We start from the raw sequence: 21,179 nt of genomic DNA, 5'->3' as shown, positions 1-21,179 counted from the left end.
TGCAGTATTCAGAGATTTCCTATGAGTAGCATGGCTGACAAGGTGCAGAAGGACCTGATCAGGGCGATCGACAAGGACGCCCTGTTCTTGCCCACGCTGCCTGAAGTGGCGATGAAGATCCGTCTGGCGGCCGAGGATTCGGAGATCACCATCGCTGCGCTGAGCAAGGTCATCGGCAGCGATACCGCGTTGTCGGCGCGCCTGATCAAGGTGGTCAACAGCCCGTTGCTGCGCCCGAACTTCGAAGTCAGTGACGTGCTGACCGCCGTTCGCCGTCTGGGCGTGAACTACAGCTGCAACCTGGCGATCGGCCTGGTGGTCGAGCAGATGTTTCACGCCAAGTCGGAAGTGATCGAAACCAAGATGCGCGACATCTGGAAACTCAGCCTGCAGGTCGCCGGGGTGGCCAACGTGCTGAGTTACCGGCGCGGCCACCTGAAGGCCGACAAGGCCACGCTGGCCGGGCTGGTGCATCTGATCGGCGTGCTGCCGATCCTGACCTACGCCGAAGACAACTTCGAGCTGCTGGCCGATCCGGTGAGCCTCAACCATGTGATCGAGCGCATCCACCCGATCATCGGCGAGCGCTTGCTGCGTTCCTGGGATTTTCCCGAGGCGCTGGCGCAGGTGCCCCGGCAATTCCAGAACTTCAGCCGGGTGTCGGAACAGGCCGATTACATCGATCTGGTGCAGGTCGCGACCGTGCATGTTCATGAAGTGGCCGGCACGCCGTACCCGAACCTCGACGTGCAGGCGATTCCAGCGGTCAATCAGCTTGGGCTGGTGATGACCGATGGCGAGTTGATTCACGAGATGAATGAGGCCATGACGCTGTTGTACTAACGCGTGCGCCGTCTCCTGTAACGCCCGGGATTATCTGTGGGAGCGAATTCATTCGCGATGGGCATTTCGGTCGACACATTTCCGGTGTCTGGAATACCGTATCGCGAATGAATTCGCTCCCACAGGGGCTCCTTCCCACAAAAAGCGGCCAGTGCGATTCGCACCGGTCAGGCGCTCTCCCCTTCCGCCGCGATAAAACTGACCCTGACCTTCAGCCCGCGCTCGGCGCCGTCATGCAGAGTGATGCGGGCCAGATGGGCGCGGCAGATCTCGCCGACAATCGCCAGCCCCAGCCCCGAACCGCTGCTCTGCTGGTTGCGCCGGTAGAAACGCTCGAACACCCTATCGCGCTCATGCAGCGGAATGCCGGGGCCGTCGTCTTCGACTTCCAGCACGCAAGGCGCGTGGACCCGCAGCACGACGTTGCCGCCCACCGGCGTATGGGCCAGCGCGTTGTCCACAAGGTTGCTCAGCAATTCGTTGAGCAGGGTCGGTTCGCCACGCAGCCACACCGGCTCATCCGCTTCCAGCGCCAGGGCAACGCCGCGTGCATGGGCCAGGGGCGCCATGGCCATGCCCAGCTCGCGGGCCAGTTGGCTGAGATCGAGCAGCTCGGCGCCGCCTTCGGCAATCGCTCGGGCGCCGTTTTCGATGCGCGCCAGCGACAGCAACTGGTTGGCCAGATGAGTCAGTTTGTCGGTGCCGACCGCCGCGCTCTCCAGCGTGCTGCGCCACATCTTCGGTTCCTGATCACGCAGGCCCAGTTCGACCCTTGCCTTGAGCGCCGCCAGCGGCGTGCGCAGTTCGTGGGCGGCATCGGCGATGAATTGCGCCTGCCGCTCGAACTGCTGGCGCAGGCGTTCGGTGAAGTGGTTGAGCGAGCTGACCAATGGGCGCAGTTCATGCTGCACCTCGACCATAGGCAATGCTCGCAGGTCGTCCGGCTGACGCTCTTCCACCGCCGTGCGCAGCCGGTCCAGCGGACGCAAGGCGGCACTGACCGTGAACCAGACCAGCAGCAGTGCGCCGCTGCCGAGCATGCCCAACCGCAGCAGCGTGTCGGCCATCAGGCCTCGGGCCATTTTCACCCGCGCCTCTTCGGTTTCTGCCACGCGGATCTCGGCGATACCGTTCATGTTCGGCTCGCTGACCGGCCGCAGCAGGCTCACAACCCGCACGTCCTGCCCCTGATAGCGACCGCTGTAGAACTTGGCCAGCGCTGGGTAAGCATCGGTGCGCGGCGTGTCCGGTGGCGGCGCCGGCAGGTTTTCGTAACCGGAAATCAGCTTCTGGTTGATGTCGTTGACCTGGTAGTAGATGCGCCCGGCACTGTCGTAGGCGAAGGTGTCGAGCGCCACATAGGGCACGTCGGCACTGAGGGTGCCGTCGCGCTCGGACAACCCGGCCGCGATGGTCCGCGCCGACGCCAGCAAGGTGCGGTCGTAAGCCGTGTCAGCCGCTTCCCGTCCGTTCCAATAGGCGCTCATGCCGCTGGCGACCATCAGCACCACCAGCAACAACCCTAGGTTCCACAGCAGGCGCCAGCGCAGGCTGTTTTCCGCTGAGGGGAACGGATTAAGCATCCCGGCTTTCCAGCAGGTAACCCAGGCCACGGAAGGTGACGATGGCGACCGGATGCCCGTCGAGTTTCTTGCGTAGGCGATGGACGTAGATTTCGATGGCATCGGCGCTGGCCTCCTCGTCCAGGCCGAACACCTGCGCCGCCAGTTGTTCCTTGCTCATCACTCGACCGGGCCGGGCGATCAACGCTTCGAGCACCGATTGTTCGCGGGAGGTCAGGGTCAGAGTCTCTTCACCGAGGTTGAAGCGTCGGGTGTCGAGGTCGTAGACCAGCACGCCGCAACGCTGCTGCCGTTCGCCGCCGAGTACGCTGCGGCGCAGCAGGGCTTTGACCCTGGCTTCAAGCTCCGACAGTTCGAACGGCTTGGCCAGGTAATCGTCGGCGCCCAGGTTCAGGCCGTGGACACGGTCCTTGACGTCGCTGCGGGCGGTCAGCATCAGCACCGGGGTGTTCTTGCCCCGCGCACGCAATTTCGCCAGCACCTCGAAACCGTCCATGCGCGGCAGGCCGACATCGAGAATCGCCACCGCGTATTCTTCGCTGCCCAGTGCCAGATCGGCGGCCACGCCATCGTGCAGGACGTCCACGGTCAGGCCACTGCCCTTGAGCGCCAGCGCGACGCTTTCAGCCAGTTGCAGATGGTCTTCGACGAGCAGGACACGCATCGGTTTCTCCCGATTGAGGCGTTAGGTGGAGGCGGAGTTTACAGGCGCATCGCCGGCTGTGAAGAGCCGATCTGCGGCAAAAACGGCCTAACGGCGCACATCGGCTTTCATCGAAAGCTTCATGAAAGGTAGTTGAAAGGTTTATGAAAGCTTCGCCGATTAGGATCGGGACACGACTTGTTACGGTTGCCGCTCCGGCAATACCGGTAACGCCCGCGAGTCGTGACGAAAAACGCCTCGAAGCGTTTCGACAATAAAAACAATATCGGAGTCGTCGGTGATGTCATCACTGCAATGTCTGGCCAGCGCGCCATTCAAATCCCGCCCTGTTTTGTGTTCACCTCGCAGCCTTTCTGCGTGGTGCTTCGTCACGTCTGCGAAAGGTCACGCCATGCGCCCTCGGCGCCGTGAGCCGAACGCCTGATCACCCGAATACCACCAAAAACAACAACTCCTCTGGAGACGGACCATGAATCCATCGTTGCGCCGTATCAGCGTCGCCGCCAGCTGCATGCTGATGGCCACTCAACTCTGGGCCGCCGAGCCCAACCGTCCTGAATGCATCGCACCGGCCTCGCCGGGTGGCGGTTTCGACCTGACCTGCAAACTGGCGCAGAGCGCGCTGGTCAACGAGAAAATTCTCAGCAAACCGATGCGCGTGACCTACATGCCCGGCGGCGTCGGTGCAGTGGCCTACAACGCCGTGGTCGCCCAGCGTCCTGCCGACGCCGGCACCCTGGTGGCGTGGTCCAGCGGTTCGCTGCTGAACCTGGCCCAGGGCAAATTCGGTCGCTTCGACGAAAACGCCGTGCGCTGGCTGGCAGCGGTCGGTACCAGCTATGGCGCCATCGCGGTGAAAGCCGACTCGCCGTACAAGAGCCTCGACGATCTGGTCAAGGCGTTGAAAGCCGACCCGAGCAAAGTGGTGATCGGCTCCGGCGGCACCGTCGGCAGCCAGGACTGGATGCAGACCGCGCTGATCGCCAAGGCCGCCGGCATCAACCCGCGTGACCTGCGTTACGTGGCCCTGGAAGGCGGCGGCGAAATCGCCACGGCGCTGCTCGGCGGCCACATTCAGGTCGGCTCCACCGACATCTCCGACTCCATGCCGCACATCCTCAGCGGTGACATGCGCCTGCTGGCGGTGTTCTCCGAAGAGCGTCTGGACGAGCCGGAAATGAAGAACATCCCGACCGCCAAGGAACAGGGCTACGACATCGTCTGGCCGGTGGTGCGCGGTTTCTACCTCGGCCCGAAAGTCAGCGACGAGGATTACAACTGGTGGAAAGCCTCGTTCGACAAGCTGCTGGCCTCGGAAGACTTCGCCAAGCTGCGTGACCAGCGCGAGCTGTTCCCGTTCGCCATGACCGGCGAAGAGCTGGACAAATACGTGAAGACCCGCGTGGCGGAATACAAAACCCTGGCCAAGGAATTCGGCCTGATCCAGTGATCGAACGCCATCGACTGACGTGAGGTCGCGCCGCGCACAAGGCGGCGTGACCCGGGAGTGTTCCCCATGGTTTTGCAACGCATCTTTGCCTTTGTCCTGCTGTTGGTCTGCCTGGTCCTGGCCGTGATGGCCTGGCCCTATCAGGCACCGTTCTCCTATGAGCCCGTCGGCCCGCGCGCATTTCCGCTGCTGATGCTGGGGCTGATGGGGATTTCCCTGCTGTACATGCTGTTTCGTCCGACACCGATCAAGCATTCCGAAGACGAGCCGCCGCTGGACCGTCCGACCCTGATCAAGATCGCCGTCTGCACCGGCCTGCTGCTGGTTTTCGCCGGTCTGTTCGAGCCGCTGGGTTTCGTGCTCAGCAGCATCCTGATCGGCGTGCCCATGGCCCGCCTGTACGGCGGCCGCTGGCTGCCGAGCCTGATCATCATCCCGCTGATGAGCATCGGTCTGTACGTGCTCTTCGACAAAGTGATGGATGTGCCTCTGCCCCTCGGCCTGCTCGACGTTCTGGAGAACTGATATGGATACTCTCGGTTATCTCGGCCAGGGCTTCGGCGTCGCGCTGACGCCGTACAACCTGGTCACTGCCCTGTCCGGCACCCTGATCGGCACCATCGTCGGCCTGCTGCCGGGCCTGGGTCCGATCAACGGCGTGGCGCTGCTGATCCCCATCGCGTTCGCGCTTGGCCTGCCGCCGGAATCGGCGCTGATCCTGCTGGCTGCGGTGTATCTGGGCTGCGAATACGGCGGCCGGATCAGTTCGATCCTGCTGAACATTCCAGGCGAAGCCTCCACTGTCATGACCGCGCTGGACGGTTACCCGATGGCCCGTCAGGGTCTGGCTGGCGTGGCGCTGTCGCTGTCGGCCTGGAGTTCGTTCATCGGCGCACTGATCGCCACCTGCGGCATGGTGATGTTCGCCCCGCTATTGGCGAAGTGGGCAATTGCCTTCGGCCCGGCGGAGTATTTCGTGCTGATGGTGTTTGCCATTGTCTGCCTCGGCGGCATGGCCGGTGACCGTCCATTGAAGACGTTCATTGCCGCGCTGATCGGCCTGTTCCTGTCGGCCATCGGCATCGACGCCAACAGCGGCGTGTACCGTTTCACCGGGGACAACATCCACCTGGCCGATGGCATTCAGTTCGTGGTGCTGGTGCTGGGTCTGTTCTCGATCAGCGAAATCCTGCTGTTGCTGGAGAAAACCCACCGCGGCCAGGAAGCGGTCAAGGCCACCGGGCGCATGCTGTTCAACTTTAAGGAAGCCAGCTCGGTCTTCGTCGTCAACATCCGTTGCGGCCTGATGGGTTTCATCATGGGCGTGTTGCCGGGTGCCGGTGCGACCTTGGCCAGCGCCGTGACCTACATGACCGAAAAACGCATCGCCGGGGCCAGCGGCAAGTTCGGCCAGGGCGACATGCGCGGCCTGGCTGCGCCTGAAACAGCCATCGGTGCGACCGCCTGTGGCGCGCTGGTGCCGATGCTGACCCTCGGCGTACCGGGTTCGGGCACCACGGCGGTGATGATCGGCGCGCTGTCGCTGTACAACATCACCCCCGGCCCGCTGCTGTTCCAACAGCAACCGGACATCGTCTGGGGCCTGATCGCGTCGTTGTTCGTCGCCAACATCATGCTGGTGATCCTCAACATCCCGATGATCCGCGTGTTCACCCGCATCCTCGCCGTGCCGAACTGGGCGCTGGTACCGGTCATCGCGATCATCACCGGGATCGGCGTCTACGCCGTGCACGCGACCACCTTCGACCTGTTCCTGATGGTCGGCATCGGCATCTTCGGTTACATCCTGCGCAAGCTGGACTTCCCGCTGTCGCCGATCCTGCTGGGCTTCATCCTCGGCGGTCTGATGGAGCAGAACCTGCGTCGCGCGCTGTCGATCTCCAACGGTTCGATGGACATCCTCTGGTCCAGCCCGATCACCCTCGGTGTCTGGGTGGTGACCGCGTTCATGCTGGTGTTGCCGCTGCTGCGCATCTGGCGCAAGCGCAGTGTTCAGCGTCGTGCCCTCGCCGATGCCTGACCGAACGTTCAAGACCTGGTGGGCCACACCGCTGGTCGGCCTGCTGGGCGGCTACCTCGCCAGCCAGGTCGGCTGGCCGCTGCCCTGGATGGTCGGCTCGTTGCTGGCGATCATCCTGGTGCGCTGCCTGACCCCGTTCCAACTGACTGAAATCCCCGGCGGCCGCAAATGCGGCCAATGGGTGGTGGGCATCGGCATCGGCCTGCACTTCACCCCGGTGGTCATCGAACAAGTCCTTTCCCATTTCGGCCTGATCTTCATCGGTGCACTGGTCACCACACTGTCCAGCGTGGTGGGCGTGTGGCTGATGCTGCGCACCGGTGAAGACCGGGCCACCGCGTTCTTTTCCAGCATGCCGGGCGGTTCCGGCGAGATGGTCAACCTCGGCGCGCGCAACGGTGCAATCCTCAGCAACGTCGCGGCCGGTCAGAGCCTGCGGGTGCTGGCGGTGGTGCTGTGCGTGCCGGCGATCTTCAAGTACCTGATGGGCAACGGCGTGCAGCTGTCCCATGAGGGTGCGGTCGACTGGTCGTGGCTGGCGCTGCTGTTTCCGCTGGGCGGACTGGTCGCCTGCATTTGGCAACGCCTGAAGCAACCCAACCCGTGGTTGTTCGGGCCGCTGCTGGTCAGCGCCATGATCAGCATCAGTTTCGATCTGCACATTGGCCTGCCTGACGGTGGCAGCCAGATGGGCCAGTGGCTGATCGGCAGCGGTCTGGGCTGTCACTTCAACCGCGCGTTCTTTCGCCGTGCGCCGTCATTCATGGGCCGGACCCTGCTGGGCACCGCGCTGACCATGAGCATCGCGGCGTGCTGTGCCTGGCTGTTGAGCGCCGCCACCCACCTGGACCTGCGCTCGCTGACCCTGGGCATGATGCCCGGCGGCATCGCCGAAATGAGCCTGACGGCCGAGGTGCTGCAACTGTCGGTGCCGCTGGTGACGGCGATGCAGGTGATGCGGCTGCTGTTCGTGCTGTTTCTGGCCGAGCCGTTGTTTCGCTATTGGAATCGACAGCCTGCCGTGTGATGCGCGCGCCGTCGCTCCTGATTCTGCCGCAGGCGTAGGAGCGCGCTTGTCCTGCGATCTGGCGCGCAGCGACAGCAAAACCGGGCGGCTCGGTTGCGTCAGATACACCGCGTGCACAGGTTTTACGACGACTTCGTCGCCGCTCGCAGGACAAGCCAGCTCCTACAGGTCAGCGGCGTCTTGTCTGTAGTAGTGCGGCTTGCTGGCGTTGGCGGGCTTGAGATCGCTGCCGCCGGCAAGCCGGACTGCTACGGGTTCGGTCGCTTTTGATTCTGCCGCAAGCGTAGGAGCTGGCTTGTCCTGCGATCTGGCGCGCAGCGGCAGTAAAACCGGACGCCTCGGTTGCGTCAGATACCCCGCGTACACAGGTTTTACGACTGCTCCGCAGCCGGTAGCAGGACAAGCCAGCTCCTACAGGTCGGCGGCGAATTATCTGTAGCCGTCCGGCTTGCCGGCGTTGGCGGGCTTCAGATCGCTGCCGCCGGCGAGCCGGACTGCTACGGGTTCGGTACACACCCTCGCTTTTGATTCTGCCGCAGGCGTAGGAGCTGGCTTGCCCGCGATCTGGCGCGCAGCGGCAGCAAAACCGGACGCCTCGGTTACGTCAGATACACCGCGTGTCCCGGGTTTACGACGACTTCGTCGCCGGTCGCAGGACAAGCCAGCTCCTACAGGTTCACGTCAAACACTGGCCGGCAAACGCCAATCAATCGGTGCCAGGCCGTTCTGTTCGAGGAAGCGGTTGGCCATGCCGAAGTGTCCGCATCCCAGAAATCCGCGATAGGCCGACAGTGGCGAGGGGTGGACCGAGGTCAGGATCAGGTGTTTGGTCGCGTCAATCAGCTTCTTCTTGCCCTGCGCATGGGAGCCCCACAGCAGAAATACCAGATGCTCCTGCTGGGCACTGACCACTTCAATCACCCTGTCGGTGAAATGCTGCCAGCCACGCCCGGCGTGTGACGCGGCGTTGGCGCGTTCGACGGTCAGCGTGGTGTTGAGCATCAGCACGCCCTGGTCGGCCCACGATTGCAGGTAACCGTGGTTGGGGATGTCGATGTTGAGGTCGCGCTTGAGCTCTTTATAGATGTTGACCAGCGACGGCGGCGTAGCGATGCCCGGCTGCACCGAGAAGCACAAACCATGGGCCTGACCCGGGCCGTGGTAGGGGTCCTGACCAAGGATCACCACTTTCACGTTGTCCAGCGGCGTGGAGTTGAGCGCGTTGAAGATCAGCGGGCCCGGCGGATAGATTTCCTTGCCGGCGGCATGTTCCTGGCGCAGAAACTCGCGCAGCTCGCCCATGTAGGGCTTTTCGAATTCTTCGCGCAGGGCCTGCTTCCAGCTGGGCTCCAGTTTGATGCGGTCGTCGCTTGTCATGATCTTGTCCGGGAAAAACACCGGACGGACTTTAGGGATTGCCGCTCATTATTTCCAGTGCGTATTTCCAGTGCGGCGCACCACGGCTTTTCTACACTTCACTGCATCGCCTGCCGTGCAACTTCCCGGCACCGGCGCGACTCACAGCCTTGATAGATACCCGTACCACTGACAAGAGGTCGCGATGAATCTGCAATTCGAAGAGCTGACCGGAACCGACGGTGCCCGCCTGGGGATCGCCACGCTGGATGCGGAAAAATCCCTGAATGCCTTGTCCCTGCCGATGATCCTTGCCCTGCAGGACCGTCTCGATGCCTGGGCCAGCGATCCGCAGATCGTCTGCGTGGTGCTGCGCGGCAATGGCGAACGGGCGTTCTGCGCCGGCGGCGACGTGCGCGCGCTGGTCGAAGCCGGGCGTGGCAAGCCGGGCAAGGTGCCGCCGCTGGCCGCGCAATTCTTCGCCGCCGAGTACCGCCTGGACTACAAGCTGCACACCTACCCAAAACCGCTGATCGCCTGGGGCCATGGTTATGTACTGGGCGGTGGCATGGGCCTGTTGCAAGGCGCCAGTATTCGCGTGGTGACGCCAAGCAGCCGGCTGGCAATGCCGGAAATCAGTATCGGCCTGTACCCGGATGTCGGCGCCAGTTGGTTTCTGTCGCGGCTGCCCGGGAAACTGGGGCTGTTTCTCGGCCTCACCGGCGCTCACATCAATGGCCGCGACGCGCTGGATCTGGATCTGGCCGACCGTTTTCTGCTCGACGATCAGCAGGAGGAGATGATCGACCGTCTGCTGCAATTGAACTGGCAGGAACAGACTGCGGTGCAGCTCAACAGCCTGTTCAAGGCGCTGCAACAGGAAGCCGTCGGGCAGATGCCCCAGGCCCAGTGGCTGCCGCGCCGGCAGACCATCGACGCCCTGCTGGACGTCGCCGACGCGCCCTGCGCGTGGAATGCTCTGAAGCACCAATTGCATGCACAGGATGCTCTGCTGGCGAAGGCGGCGAAGACCTTGACCGACGGCTGCCCGATGACGGCGCGGCTGGTCTGGGAGCAGATCCAGCGGGCGCGGCACCTGTCGCTGGCCGAGGTGTTTCGGATGGAGTACTGCATGAGCCTCAATTGCTGCCGACATCCGGAATTCGCCGAAGGGGTACGCGCGCGGCTGATCGACAAGGACCAGAAGCCGCGCTGGCACTGGCAGGACATCGCGACCATTCCGCTTGCGGTGATCGACGCGCACTTCGAGAAGGCCTGGGAGGGGCGGCATCCGTTGGCGGATTTGTCGGAGTATTGATTGCCGGAAGATTAAAACCTGTAGGAGCTGGCTTGCCCTGCGATCGACTGCGAAGCAGTCGTGAACTCTGTCGACTATGTATTCCTGACACTCCGCGTATACAGGATTTACGACGACTTCGTCGCCGGTCGCAGGACAAGCCAGCTCCTACAAGGGGGCGACGTCAACACAATACGGCGTCAGCACCATAAAAAACGGCGCTCCGTTGAGCGCCGTCATTGTCTGCATCAGCGGTTGCCGCCACCGGGGCCACCGTGTCCGCCACGACCGAAATTGCCGTCCTCGCGGAAGTTGCCGCCACCCGGACGGCCGGGCATGTGACCGCCGCCTCCCCCGCCGCCAGGGTTGCCGCCCCAGCCTGGGCGACCGGGTGGAGGGCCGCCACCGCCGGGCCGTGGGCCGGGAGGAGGACGGAAACCGGAGCCCGGATGATAACCACCACCCCAACCTGGACGGTCACCGCCCCAACCGGGACGCCCGCCGCCGTAACCTGGCCCGTAATAGCGAGGAGGCGGGGCGTAATAACGCGGCGGCGAGTAATACCGCGGCGATGAATAGTAATAACTGCGGTCCGAGTAAAACCCGGTCGGGCCATAAGGTCGGTAACCGTCATACACGTAGCCGCTGCTGTAGCCGCTGCTATAGACCGGCTGCGTGTAGGTGTCTGATTCGTAATAGCCTCCGTAGCAACCTGCTAGAGACAGAGTCATCAAAACGGTGAGCAAGCTTCGTCGATACATGGCGGCCTCCTGGACCGCGATAGAGCTCGAACCAGCGGCGCTGGTCGGCGTTCCCGAAACTGCCGAGAACGTAAACTCTGACCGCAAAATCCCGTCCGAGTGCCCCAGCTCAAGCCTCAGCCGCTGGACGGCGCCCCGCAACGGTGCACGATTCGCTCCCTGAAATCACCTCCCCCTCTCCTGCCCTGCGAAACACAAGGCCTGCAACAACTTGGCACAACTCTCGCTTAAGACATTACGTGCAGGAGTCAACTCAGGTTCGCGGCACCACAATTTGCAATAGCCGACTAGGGTTCCGGCTCGCCAGAAGCGAGTGGCTGGTCCGAGAGTCGGCGACCTCCAGTAGAGGTTACACGGCGGGATAAAAGCCCGGGAGACAGGACACCAGTGGTGTCGCCGTACTCCTGACCGCCCTTTTTCGCTACTGGAGGTTTTTCCGATGCAAAAATCCCGTCTGTCCGCTCTGTTCACCGCGGGCCTCGTCGCCGCCCTCAGCCTCTCGGCCCATGCCGCCCCGAAAAAGGACTTCAACGTCTGCTGGACGATCTATGCCGGCTGGATGCCGTGGGAATACGCAGGGACTCAAGGCATCGTCGACAAGTGGGCGAAGAAATACGGCATCAACGTCAAGGTCACTCAGCTCAACGACTACGTCGAATCGATCAACCAGTACACCGCCGGCCAGTTCGACGGTTGCACCATGACCAACATGGACGCCCTGACCATTCCGGCCGCCGGCGGCGTGGAAAGCACCGCGCTGGTGGTCAGCGACTTCTCCAACGGCAACGACGGCATCGTGCTCAAGGGTGACGGCAAGAAGGTCAGCGACCTCAAGGGCATGGACGTCAATCTGGTCGAGCTGTCGGTCTCGCACTACCTGCTGGCCCGCGCGCTGGATTCGGTGGACCTGACCGAGAAAGACCTGAAAGTGGTCAACACCTCCGACGCCGACATCGCTGCCGCATTCGACACCACTCAAGTCAAGGCCGTGACCACCTGGAACCCGATGCTCTCGGAAATCAAGGCCAAGCCCGGCGTCACCGAAGTGTTCGACTCCAGCAAGATCCCCGGCGAGATCATGGACATGATGGTGGTCAACACCCAGACCCTGAAAGACAACCCGGCACTGGGCAAGGCACTGACCGGCGCATGGTTCGAAGTGGTCGCGCTGATGAACGCGAAAAACGCCGAAGCCAAGAACGCGCTTGAGCACATGGCCAAAGCTTCGGGCACCGACCTGGCGGGTTTCCAGTCGCAACTGGACACCACCAAGCTGTTCGCCACACCGAAAGAAGCGCTGGAATTCGCCACCAGCAAGCAACTGCCGACCACCATGCGCAAAGTCGCCGACTTCTCCTTCGAACACGGCCTGCTCGGCGAAGGCGCCAAGGACTCCAGCGCCGTGGGCATGACCTTCGCCAACAACGCCACCGAAGGCGACAAGGGCAATCTCAAGCTGCACTTCGATCCGAGCTACGTGCAAATGGCCGCTGACGGCAAGTTGTAAGAATCCGCTCCACACAGGTTATTTGCCATGCGCTTGATAAACCGCCGCCCCGATGGTGCCAGCCGTCTGATCCTGGTGATCCTGCCGTTCGCCCTGTTGCTGTTCGCCTACTTCACAGGCTCGGCGACACGGCTGACGGAAAACCCCAACGACAAGCTGCTGCCCAGCGCGGTGCAGATGACTGACGCGATCAAACGTGTGGCGATCGAACCCGATCAACGCACCGGCGAATACCTGCTCTGGCAGGACACCGCCTCCAGCCTGCAAAGGCTGGCGATCGGCCTTGCGATCAGTGCCGTGGTCGGCCTGTGCCTGGGCATCGCCTCCGGCGTGCTGCCGTTGTTCGGTGCGCCACTGTCGCCATTGCTGACGGTGCTGTCGATGGTGCCGCCGCTGGCGATCCTGCCGATCCTGTTCATCGTCTTCGGTCTGGGCGAGCTGTCGAAGGTGATGCTGATCGTCATCGGCATCACCCCGGTGCTGGCCCGTGATCTGGAACAGCGCGCCCGGGAAATTCCGGTCGAGCTGCTGATCAAGGCGCAGACCCTCGGCGCTTCGACCTGGACCCTGATCCTGCGTGTGGTGCTGCCGCAATTGCTGCCGCGTCTGCTCATTGCGCTGCGTCTGGTGCTGGGCTCGGCGTGGCTGTTCCTGATCGCCGCCGAAGCCATCGCCTCCACTGACGGTCTGGGTTACCGGATCTTTCTGGTGCGGCGCTATCTGGCAATGGACATGATCCTGCCCTACGTGGTGTGGATCACCCTGCTCGCCTGGCTGATGGACTGGGGCCTGAAAGCGCTGACCCGCAAGGCCTTTCCCTGGTATGAGGGGGCACGCCCATGAGCTTTATTTCGGTCAACAACGTCTGGCAGCAATACGGCGATCAGGTGGTGCTCGAAGGCCTCAACCTGAGCATTGCCGAGGGCGAATTCTGCACCCTGGTCGGTGCTTCCGGCTGCGGCAAATCCACCTTTCTGCGCCTGCTGTTGGGTCAGGAAGTGCCGAGCAAAGGCTCGATCCTGCTCGACGGTCAGCCGCTGGCAAAAGAACCGGACGCCAGCCGTGGCGTGGTGTTTCAACGCTATTCGGTGTTCCCGCATCTGTCGGTGCTGGACAACGTCGCGCTGGGGCTGGAGTTGCCGCGCTCCGCGCTGCTCGGCCGGCTGTTCGGCAAGGCCAAGCGTGAAGCCCGCGAACAGGCGGCGGCACTGCTGCACAAAGTCGGCCTCGGCCACGCGCTGGACAAATACCCGACGCAACTGTCCGGCGGCATGCAGCAGCGTCTGGCCATCGCCCAGGCGCTGATCATGAAACCCCGTGTGCTGCTGCTCGACGAGCCATTCGGTGCGCTCGACCCGGGCATCCGCAAGGACATGCACGCCCTGCTGCTGGAGCTGTGGCGCGAGACCAAGCTGACGGTGTTCATGGTCACCCACGACCTGTCCGAAGGCTTCAATCTCGGCACCCGCCTGATGGTGTTCGACAAGGTCCGCCACGACCCGCACGCCCCCGGTGCCTATGGCGCCCGCATCACTTACGACATTCCCCTGAACAGCGACCGCCGTGCTGCCCGCGCGGCCCTTGAATCGCTGCAAACGGCCTGAAGGATTTTTCCCATGACTGACTCCACTGCTGTGTTCCCTGTATTCGCCGAAGAGCTGCTGCCCGGCGGCGGCCACCTGTCGTTCGTGCTCAAGCGCGGCGAACTGCTGCGCCTGACCGACCTCAACGGCAACGCCAACGTCAGCCTGACGCTGTTCAATGCCCAGGAAAAAACCGAGCGCCTGAACCTGCCCGACAGCCTCAAATGCCAGCACACCGCCAAACTCACCGCCGGCCATTGCCTGTACTCGGACATGGGCCGCGTGCTGGCAGCGATCACCGCCGACACCTGCGGCTGGAGCGACAGCCTCGGCGGCGTGCTGTGCGCCGATGAAGTCGCCGAAAAATATGGCCAGGGGCGTTATCAGGAACTGCGCAACGGCTTCTTCCGCAACGGCGCCGACAACCTGCTGGTGGAAATGGGCAAATGGGGGCTGGGTCTGTCCGACCTGCTGATGACCCTGAACCTGTTCAGCCGGGTCAACGTCGACGAGCGCGGCACCCTGGCCTTCGTCCCCGGCAACTCGACCGCCGGCGACTACATCGAGCTGTACGCACCGATGGACACACTGGTGGTCATGACCGCCCTGCAACACCCGATGGACCCCAACCCCGAATACGCCCCGCAGCCGGTCAAGCTGAGCTGGATGAAGGCCGACGCCAGCGTCGCCGAACACTGCCGCACTTCGCGCGAAGAAAACGTGCGCGGCTTCATCAACACCGACCGCCTGTTCGCCTGAGGAGGCCTGCCATGACTTCTGCTGCCGTGAAATCCGCCCCTGTTTCGATCACTCACATTCCGGCCGGCGAACCGTCGCTGACCGAACTCAAGGCCGGGCAGACCCTGCGCCTGCTGGACCTGGAAGGCAATCAGGCGGTCGACACGCTGTTCTACAGCCTGGCCAACCCACGCGAGCGTTACGACGTGCAACGCACCCTGCGTCGCCAGAACAACGTCTACCTGAGCAAAGGCAGCGTGCTGTATTCCAACCTCGGCAAACCGATGCTGACCATCGTCGAGGACACCTGCGGCCGCCACGACACCCTCGGCGGCGCCTGCGCGCAAGAGAGCAACACCGTGCGCTACGCCCTGGAAAAGCGCCACATGCACAGCTGCCGCGACAACTACCTGCGCGCCTGCGCCCATGACGGTCGGCTGGGCAAGCGCGACATCAGCCCGAACATCAACTTCTTCATGAACGTGCCGGTCACGGCCGAAGGCGGGCTGACCTTCGAAGACGGCATTTCCGGCGCCGGCAAGTACGTCGAGCTGCGCGCGGAAATGGACGTGATCGTGCTGATTTCCAACTGCCCGCAGTTGAACAATCCGTGCAACGGCTACAACCCGACGCCCGCTGAACTGCTGGTCTGGAATTGATCGTCAGCCACTGACGAACTCAAGTTTTCGGCGCGAGGGACGGCCTTCGCGCAACGCGTACAACAGCGGGACGGCCCGCTACCCGGTTGGGGACCGATGACGGTCGGTCCCAGGGGTAAAAAAACATGTTCGACACATTGCTGATCGCCAACCGCGGCGCCATTGCCTGCCGCATCCTGCGCACCCTGCGCGACCTGAATGTCGAGGGCGTGGCGGTCTACTCCGAAGCCGACGCCGCCAGCCTGCACATTCTTCAAGCCGACCAGGCCCACAGCCTCGGCGAAGGTGGCGCGGCCAGCACCTATCTGGCGGTGGACAAGATTCTGGCGATTGCCAAAAGCAGCGGCGCCAAAGCCATCCACCCCGGTTACGGTTTTCTCTCGGAAAACGCCGGGTTCGCCCAGGCCTGCGAAGACGTCGGCATCGCCTTTGTCGGCCCGACGCCAGAGCAACTGCGGGTGTTCGGCCTCAAGCACACCGCCCGTGCCCTGGCCAAACAGCACGGCGTGCCAATGCTGGAGGGCACCGAGCTGCTGGACAGCCTCGCGGATGCGCTGGGCGCGGCCGACGCCATCGGCTATCCAGTGATGCTGAAAAGCACCGCAGGCGGCGGCGGCATTGGCATGCGCGTCTGCCGCAATGCCGGCGAACTGAGCGAGTCGTTCGAGGCGGTCAAGCGTCTGGGCCAAAACAACTTCAGCGATGCCGGCGTGTTTCTGGAGAAGTACATCCAGCGCGCCCGCCATCTGGAAGTGCAGGTGTTCGGTGACGGTCGCGGCGGGGTCATCGCCCTGGGCGTGCGCGACTGTTCGGTGCAACGGCGCAACCAGAAAGTCCTCGAAGAAACCCCGGCGCCGAACCTGCCCGATGGCATGGCCGAGGCCCTGTGCGCCGCGGCGATCAAACTGGCGAAAGCAGTCAGCTACCGCAGTGCCGGCACCGTGGAATTCGTCTTCGACAGCGATGATCAGCGTTTCTATTTCCTCGAAGTGAACACCCGTTTGCAGGTCGAGCATGGCGTCACCGAACAGGTGTGGGGCGTGGACCTGGTGAGCTGGATGGTGCAACTGGCGGCCGGTGATCTGCCGCCGCTGGCCGAACTGCAAGCGGGCCTGAAACCCAGCGGCCATGCGATTCAGGCGCGGCTGTATGCGGAAGATCCGGGCCGGGATTTCCAGCCCAGTCCGGGGCTGCTGACGGCGGTGGACTTCCCTGCCGCCGATGGTCGGCAATTGCGCATCGACACCTGGGTCGAGGCCGGTTGCGAGATCCCGCCGTTCTTCGACCCGATGATCGCCAAGGTCATCAGTTGGGCGCCGGATCGCGACGCCGCCAGCCTCGGCCTGTCCAGCGCACTGCGCGACACGCACCTGTACGGCGTGGAAACCAACCGTGACTACCTGCGGCAGATCCTCGCCGACGTACCGTTTGCCAGCGGCCAGCCGTGGACCCGTTGTCTGGAAGGTCTGGTCTATCGTGCCGACACCCTGGAAGTGTTGAGCGGCGGCACCCAGACCAGCGTGCAGGATTTCCCCGGCCGTCTCGGCTACTGGGCGGTGGGCGTGCCGCCGTCGGGGCCGATGGACAGCCGCTCGCTGCGTCTGGGCAACCGCCTGCTGGGCAACCCGGAAGGCTGCGCTGCGCTGGAAATCACCATGAGCGGCCCGACCCTGCGCTTCAACACCGACGCCGTGGTGGCGGTGACCGGCGCAGTGATTCCATTGACCCTGGACGGCGTCGCGCAGCCGATGAACCAGTCGCTGTTCATCGCCGCCGGTTCGACCCTGACCCTGGGCACCATCGCCGGTGCCGGTGCGCGCAGCTACCTGTGCCTGCGCGGCGGGCTGGATGTGCCGGATTACCTGGGCAGCAAAAGCACCTTCACCCTCGGCCAGTTCGGCGGTCATGGCGGCCGTGCGCTGCGTGCCGGGGACGTGCTGCACCTGTCGCCGCTGAGCGATCACAGCGCAGGCCAACAACTGCCTGCCGAGCAGATCGCCGAACTGCCGGAGGTGCGCGACATCCGGGTGATCTACGGCCCTCACGGCGCGCCGGAGTACTTCACCGAAAACTACATCGACACCTTCTTCGCCACCGACTGGGAAGTGCACTTCAACTCCAGCCGCACCGGCGTGCGCCTGATCGGGCCGAAGCCTGAGTGGGTACGTGCCGACGGCGGCGAGGCCGGGTTGCATCCGTCGAACATTCACGACAACCCGTATGCCATCGGCGCGGTGGACTTTACCGGTGACATGCCGGTGATTCTCGGCCCGGACGGCCCGAGCCTGGGCGGGTTCGTCTGCCCGGTGACGATCATCGAGGCGGATCTGTGGCAACTGGGCCAGCTCAAGGCCGGCGACAAAGTCAGATTCCATCCCGTTAGCGTCGAGCACGCCAGAGCCCTCTTTTGTAGGAGTAAGCTTGCTTGCGATGAGGGCGATACATCCGAAATTTATCTGTCGCCTGAAACATCGCAATCGCGAGCAAGCTCACTCCTACAAGGTGGCGGCGTCACCTCACCGATCGTGCTGGACATCGGCTCCAGCGACACCCGCCTCGTCGCCCGCCTCTCCGGCGACACGCACCTGCTGCTGGAAATCGGTGCCCCTGAACTGGATCTGGTGCTGCGCTTCCGTGGTCACGCGCTGATGCAGGCGCTGGAACGCAAACAGTTGCCGGGGGTGATCGACCTGACGCCGGGCATCCGCTCGCTGCAGGTGCATTACCAGCCCGAGCAACTGCCGTTGAGCGAGCTGCTGGCCGTCGTTGCCGGTGAATGGGACGAGGTCTGCGCCAGCAAGAACCTGGAGGTGCCGTCGCGCATCGTCCACCTGCCGCTGTCGTGGGACGACCCGGCCTGTCAGCTGGCGATCGAGAAATACATGACCACCGTGCGCAAGGACGCGCCGTGGTGCCCGAGCAACCTGGAGTTCATCCGCCGCATCAACGACCTGCCCAACCTCGACGAAGTGCAGCGCACGGTGTTCGACGCCAGCTATCTGGTGATGGGCCTCGGTGATGTCTATCTCGGCGCGCCGGTGGCGACGCCGCTGGACCCGCGCCACCGTCTGGTCACCACCAAGTACAACCCGGCGCGCACCTGGACCGCCGAAAACTCGGTGGGCATCGGTGGCGCCTACATGTGCGTCTACGGCATGGAAGGCCCTGGCGGTTATCAGTTCGTCGGCCGCACCCTGCAGATGTGGAACCGCTACCGCGCCGTGGCAGCATTCGATGGCAAACCGTGGCTGTTGCGCTTTTTCGACCAGATCCGTTTCTACCCGGTGGGCGCCGACGAACTGCTGAAGATTCGTCGCGATTTCCCGCTGGGCCGTTACCCGCTGCGCATCGAACAAAGCACGCTCAACCTGGCCGACTATCAAACCTTTCTGGCGAAAGAGGCCGAGAGCATTGCGGCGTTCCGCAGTCAGCAACAGGGTGCGTTCAACGCTGAACGCGAACGCTGGATCGCCAACGGCCAGGCCACGTTCGAGAGCGACGAAGCTGTGGCCGAGACCGCTGAAGAAACGGCGCTACAATCTGGTCAGAGCAGCGTCGACAGCCACATCGCCGGCAACCTCTGGCAGGTGCAGGTCGAGGTCGGTCAGCGGGTCGAAGCCGGCGAGGTACTGGTGATCCTGGAGTCGATGAAAATGGAGATCCCGTTGCTGGCGCCACAAGCCGGCGTGGTCCGCGAAGTGCGCGTGCAACCCGGCTCTGCCGTGCGTGCCGGTCAGCGGGTGGTGGTCCTGGAAAGCCAGGACTGACCGCCGGTATCCGGACGGGATGCCTGGCGTCTCGTCCGGATAGCGCTGCAAACGCAAGACGACCATGGCGCAACAAGGTGGCCGCAGGCTAGCATGTCCTTATCAATGGACTACTTAATCAAGCGGACTGGTCATGCCCCTTCGTTTCACGCTCCATTCACAACGCTCCCTGCTGTTGACGTTGGTGATTCTTCTGGGGAGCGGCTTTCTGGCGACCTCCTTGCTGAGCTATTTCGCATCAAGGGACGCCATTCGAGACAGCATCGTCAACACCGAGCTGCCGCTGACCTCGGACACGGTCTACTCGGAGATCCAGAAGGACCTGGTGCGCCCGGTGCTGATCTCCTCGATGATGGCCCGCGACACCTTTGTCCGTGACTGGGTGGTGGCCGGCGAGAAAGACCCGCAACAGATGACCCGTTACCTCAAGGAGGTGATGGATCACTACGGCGCCTACACCGCCTTCTTCGTTTCCAACCGCAGCCTGACCTACTACCAGGCCAAGGGCGTGCTGAAAAAAGTCAGCCCCGACGAGCCTCGCGACGTCTGGTATTACCGCGTGCGCGACATGGCCGAACCGTACGAGATCAACGTCGACCCGGACCTCGCCAACAAGGACAACCTGACCTTCTTCATCAACTACAAGGTCTTCGATTACAAGGACAACTTCATCGGCGCCACCGGCGTCGGCCTGACGGTAGACGCGGTGATCAAACTGATCGACCGCTATCAGCAGCGCTACCAGCGCAGCGTGTACTTTGTCGACGCCTTTGGCCGTCTGGTGCTGACTGGCGCCGAGGGTGGCCCACAGGGCGCGAAGATCGGCCAGGTGCTGCGCGAACTGCCGGACCTCAAGGAATTGCAGGCGCAGATGCCCAAGCCGCAGAGCGGCAGTTATCAATACGAAAGCCTGGGCGACGCGCATTTCCTCAACGTGCGCTACATCCCCGAGCTGAACTGGTACCTGTTCGTCGACAAGCGTGAAGACGGCGCGCTGAACGAGATCCGTCAGTCGCTGTACCTCAACCTGCTGATCTGTCTGGCGGTGATGCTGGTGGTGCTGTTCATGCTCAACCGGGTCATCCGCCGCTTCCAGTTGCGCATCGAAACCCAGGCCATGCTCGACAGCCTGACCGGCCTGCCCAACCGCCGGGGTTTCGATCAGACCGCCATGGACGCGATTGCCGAAGCCCGTCGCGAGCACAAGGCGCTGTCGGCGATGCTGCTCGACCTCGATCACTTCAAGCGCCTCAACGACACCCATGGCCATCTGGCCGGCGATCAAGTGCTCAGCGGCTTTGCCGAAGACGTCCGTCGTTGCCTGCGCGAGAGCGACATCATTTGCCGCTGGGGCGGTGAGGAGTTCATCATTCTGCTCAAGGACACCAACAGCAAAGGTGCCCGACGCGTCGCCGAGAAAATTCGCCTGCTGGCCGAGCAACACACCTACGTGTTCACCGGCTCTGCCCTGCAGGTCACCGTCAGCCTTGGCCTGACCGAGCTGCACCCCGACGACACCTTGTTGAGCCTGATTGCCCGCGCCGACCACGCGCTTTACCGCGCCAAGCAAAGCGGACGCAACCGGGTCTGTACGGAAATGGCCGAACCGGCATGAACACCATCCTCCAAGGCGCCGATACTTGTCCTGTCTGCGGCCTGAGCAACCGCTGCACTCTGGCCGATCCGCGTACCGTGGACCGGCCTTGCTGGTGCTATAGCGCAACCATCGACCCTGCGGTGCTGGCCGCGCTGCCGGAAGAACTGCGCGACAAATCCTGCCTGTGCCCGCGATGTGCCGGGCTGGTCGAAGACATACAGGCGACGCACCCTTCGACATAACGGTTTGGAAAACCCGTTGTGGGAGCGAATTCATTCGCGATGCGGCGGTACACCCGCCGTATCA

Annotated in this window: 18 protein-coding genes and 1 riboswitch; of the genes, 14 read left to right on the top strand and 4 right to left on the bottom strand. The window is 63.3% G+C overall.

All coding sequences use genetic code 11. The features are described from left to right. Positions 1–21: 21 nt before the first annotated feature. On the top strand, positions 22–843 hold the full coding sequence (locus tag ACIPL0_RS04730) for an HDOD domain-containing protein (protein ID WP_400593001.1): 822 nt from the start codon (positions 22–24) through the stop codon (positions 841–843). A gap of 167 nt (positions 844–1,010) precedes the next feature. Here ACIPL0_RS04730 and ACIPL0_RS04725 read toward each other — a convergent pair whose 3' ends face one another. Both ACIPL0_RS04725 and ACIPL0_RS04720 read right to left on the bottom strand, forming a co-directional pair. Continuing rightward, positions 1,011–2,426, bottom strand: a complete 1,416-nt coding sequence (locus ACIPL0_RS04725) for a sensor histidine kinase (RefSeq protein ID WP_400593004.1) — start codon at positions 2,424–2,426, stop codon at positions 1,011–1,013. Continuing rightward, on the bottom strand, positions 2,419–3,090 hold the full coding sequence (locus ACIPL0_RS04720; RefSeq protein ID WP_400593007.1) for a response regulator: 672 nt from the start codon (positions 3,088–3,090) through the stop codon (positions 2,419–2,421). The genes ACIPL0_RS04725 and ACIPL0_RS04720 overlap by 8 nt, the downstream gene beginning before the upstream one ends. Before the next feature lie 511 nt (positions 3,091–3,601). Here ACIPL0_RS04720 and ACIPL0_RS04715 point away from each other — a divergent pair. The 4 genes from ACIPL0_RS04715 to ACIPL0_RS04700 all read left to right on the top strand — a co-directional run bounded on the left by ACIPL0_RS04715 (position 3,602) and on the right by ACIPL0_RS04700 (position 7,608). Next, entirely contained in the window at positions 3,602–4,540 is a 939-nt protein-coding gene (locus ACIPL0_RS04715; RefSeq protein ID WP_400593927.1) for a Bug family tripartite tricarboxylate transporter substrate binding protein, read from the top strand. A gap of 66 nt (positions 4,541–4,606) precedes the next feature. Beyond that, positions 4,607–5,065, top strand: coding sequence for a tripartite tricarboxylate transporter TctB family protein (locus ACIPL0_RS04710; RefSeq protein WP_400593010.1), 459 nt, complete (start codon positions 4,607–4,609; stop codon positions 5,063–5,065). Between the two features lies 1 nt (position 5,066). After that, positions 5,067–6,581 (top strand): tripartite tricarboxylate transporter permease, encoded by a 1,515-nt coding sequence (locus ACIPL0_RS04705; RefSeq protein ID WP_400593013.1) that lies wholly within the window; start codon positions 5,067–5,069, stop codon positions 6,579–6,581. Next, positions 6,574–7,608, top strand: a complete 1,035-nt coding sequence (locus tag ACIPL0_RS04700; protein WP_400593015.1) for an AbrB family transcriptional regulator — start codon at positions 6,574–6,576, stop codon at positions 7,606–7,608. Before ACIPL0_RS04705 ends, ACIPL0_RS04700 begins: the two co-directional genes overlap by 8 nt. A gap of 681 nt (positions 7,609–8,289) precedes the next feature. Here ACIPL0_RS04700 and ung read toward each other — a convergent pair. Beyond that, positions 8,290–8,985, bottom strand: coding sequence for a uracil-DNA glycosylase (gene ung, locus ACIPL0_RS04695; RefSeq protein ID WP_400593018.1), 696 nt, complete (start codon positions 8,983–8,985; stop codon positions 8,290–8,292). A gap of 184 nt (positions 8,986–9,169) precedes the next feature. Between ung and ACIPL0_RS04690 the strand changes: the two genes are divergently transcribed. Then, a complete protein-coding gene (locus ACIPL0_RS04690; RefSeq protein WP_400593021.1) occupies positions 9,170–10,282 on the top strand; it encodes an enoyl-CoA hydratase/isomerase family protein in 1,113 nt (370 codons plus the stop codon). 227 nt (positions 10,283–10,509) lie between these two features. Here ACIPL0_RS04690 and ACIPL0_RS04685 read toward each other — a convergent pair whose 3' ends face one another. Beyond that, complete coding sequence (locus ACIPL0_RS04685; RefSeq protein ID WP_400593024.1) at positions 10,510–11,022, bottom strand: hypothetical protein; 513 nt, start codon at positions 11,020–11,022, stop codon at positions 10,510–10,512. Between the two features lie 276 nt (positions 11,023–11,298). After that, positions 11,299–11,400: riboswitch (guanidine-I (ykkC/yxkD leader) on the top strand. A 61-nt stretch (positions 11,401–11,461) separates the two neighbouring features. Here ACIPL0_RS04685 and ACIPL0_RS04680 point away from each other — a divergent pair. The 8 genes from ACIPL0_RS04680 to ACIPL0_RS04645 all read left to right on the top strand — a co-directional run bounded on the left by ACIPL0_RS04680 (position 11,462) and on the right by ACIPL0_RS04645 (position 21,115). Beyond that, positions 11,462–12,529: a putative urea ABC transporter substrate-binding protein gene (locus tag ACIPL0_RS04680; protein ID WP_400593027.1), complete on the top strand. Its 1,068-nt coding sequence runs from the start codon at positions 11,462–11,464 to the stop codon at positions 12,527–12,529. A 27-nt stretch (positions 12,530–12,556) separates the two neighbouring features. Continuing rightward, the gene (locus ACIPL0_RS04675; protein WP_400593030.1) at positions 12,557–13,372 is read left to right on the top strand and encodes an ABC transporter permease; all 816 of its coding nucleotides are present in this window, start codon (positions 12,557–12,559) and stop codon (positions 13,370–13,372) included. Then, the gene (locus ACIPL0_RS04670) at positions 13,369–14,133 is read left to right on the top strand and encodes an ABC transporter ATP-binding protein (protein ID WP_400593033.1); all 765 of its coding nucleotides are present in this window, start codon (positions 13,369–13,371) and stop codon (positions 14,131–14,133) included. The genes ACIPL0_RS04675 and ACIPL0_RS04670 overlap by 4 nt, the downstream gene beginning before the upstream one ends. A 12-nt stretch (positions 14,134–14,145) precedes the next feature. After that, positions 14,146–14,871, top strand: coding sequence for an urea amidolyase associated protein UAAP1 (locus ACIPL0_RS04665; RefSeq protein ID WP_400593036.1), 726 nt, complete (start codon positions 14,146–14,148; stop codon positions 14,869–14,871). A gap of 11 nt (positions 14,872–14,882) precedes the next feature. Next, on the top strand, positions 14,883–15,509 hold the full coding sequence (locus ACIPL0_RS04660) for an urea amidolyase associated protein UAAP2 (RefSeq protein ID WP_400593039.1): 627 nt from the start codon (positions 14,883–14,885) through the stop codon (positions 15,507–15,509). 125 nt (positions 15,510–15,634) lie between these two features. Beyond that, positions 15,635–19,276, top strand: coding sequence for an urea carboxylase (uca, locus tag ACIPL0_RS04655; protein WP_400593042.1), 3,642 nt, complete (start codon positions 15,635–15,637; stop codon positions 19,274–19,276). Between the two features lie 133 nt (positions 19,277–19,409). Then, on the top strand, positions 19,410–20,891 hold the full coding sequence (locus ACIPL0_RS04650; protein ID WP_400593045.1) for a diguanylate cyclase: 1,482 nt from the start codon (positions 19,410–19,412) through the stop codon (positions 20,889–20,891). After that, positions 20,888–21,115 (top strand): cysteine-rich CWC family protein, encoded by a 228-nt coding sequence (locus tag ACIPL0_RS04645; RefSeq protein WP_400593048.1) that lies wholly within the window; start codon positions 20,888–20,890, stop codon positions 21,113–21,115. The genes ACIPL0_RS04650 and ACIPL0_RS04645 overlap by 4 nt, the downstream gene beginning before the upstream one ends. Positions 21,116–21,179: the final 64 nt, after the last annotated feature.

The organism is Pseudomonas sp. NPDC090208 (assembly GCF_044746785.1).
Taxonomy (GTDB): domain Bacteria; phylum Pseudomonadota; class Gammaproteobacteria; order Pseudomonadales; family Pseudomonadaceae; genus Aquipseudomonas.
This window is presented reverse-complemented; position numbering and strand designations above follow the sequence as displayed.

Excerpts from the sequence above, each read along its gene's own strand:
- ACIPL0_RS04730 (WP_400593001.1), top strand. The coding sequence starts at position 22 with ATGAGTAGCATGGCTGACAAGGTGCAGAAGGACCTGATCAGGGCGATC.
- ACIPL0_RS04725 (WP_400593004.1), bottom strand. The coding sequence starts at position 2,426 with ATGCTTAATCCGTTCCCCTCAGCGGAAAACAGCCTGCGCTGGCGCCTG.
- ACIPL0_RS04720 (WP_400593007.1), bottom strand. The coding sequence starts at position 3,090 with ATGCGTGTCCTGCTCGTCGAAGACCATCTGCAACTGGCTGAAAGCGTC.
- ACIPL0_RS04715 (WP_400593927.1), top strand. The coding sequence starts at position 3,602 with ATGCTGATGGCCACTCAACTCTGGGCCGCCGAGCCCAACCGTCCTGAA.
- ACIPL0_RS04710 (WP_400593010.1), top strand. The coding sequence starts at position 4,607 with ATGGTTTTGCAACGCATCTTTGCCTTTGTCCTGCTGTTGGTCTGCCTG.
- ACIPL0_RS04705 (WP_400593013.1), top strand. The coding sequence starts at position 5,067 with ATGGATACTCTCGGTTATCTCGGCCAGGGCTTCGGCGTCGCGCTGACG.
- ACIPL0_RS04700 (WP_400593015.1), top strand. The coding sequence starts at position 6,574 with ATGCCTGACCGAACGTTCAAGACCTGGTGGGCCACACCGCTGGTCGGC.
- ung (WP_400593018.1), bottom strand. The coding sequence starts at position 8,985 with ATGACAAGCGACGACCGCATCAAACTGGAGCCCAGCTGGAAGCAGGCC.
- ACIPL0_RS04690 (WP_400593021.1), top strand. The coding sequence starts at position 9,170 with ATGAATCTGCAATTCGAAGAGCTGACCGGAACCGACGGTGCCCGCCTG.
- ACIPL0_RS04685 (WP_400593024.1), bottom strand. The coding sequence starts at position 11,022 with ATGTATCGACGAAGCTTGCTCACCGTTTTGATGACTCTGTCTCTAGCA.
- ACIPL0_RS04680 (WP_400593027.1), top strand. The coding sequence starts at position 11,462 with ATGCAAAAATCCCGTCTGTCCGCTCTGTTCACCGCGGGCCTCGTCGCC.
- ACIPL0_RS04675 (WP_400593030.1), top strand. The coding sequence starts at position 12,557 with ATGCGCTTGATAAACCGCCGCCCCGATGGTGCCAGCCGTCTGATCCTG.
- ACIPL0_RS04670 (WP_400593033.1), top strand. The coding sequence starts at position 13,369 with ATGAGCTTTATTTCGGTCAACAACGTCTGGCAGCAATACGGCGATCAG.
- ACIPL0_RS04665 (WP_400593036.1), top strand. The coding sequence starts at position 14,146 with ATGACTGACTCCACTGCTGTGTTCCCTGTATTCGCCGAAGAGCTGCTG.
- ACIPL0_RS04660 (WP_400593039.1), top strand. The coding sequence starts at position 14,883 with ATGACTTCTGCTGCCGTGAAATCCGCCCCTGTTTCGATCACTCACATT.
- uca (WP_400593042.1), top strand. The coding sequence starts at position 15,635 with ATGTTCGACACATTGCTGATCGCCAACCGCGGCGCCATTGCCTGCCGC.
- ACIPL0_RS04650 (WP_400593045.1), top strand. The coding sequence starts at position 19,410 with ATGCCCCTTCGTTTCACGCTCCATTCACAACGCTCCCTGCTGTTGACG.
- ACIPL0_RS04645 (WP_400593048.1), top strand. The coding sequence starts at position 20,888 with ATGAACACCATCCTCCAAGGCGCCGATACTTGTCCTGTCTGCGGCCTG.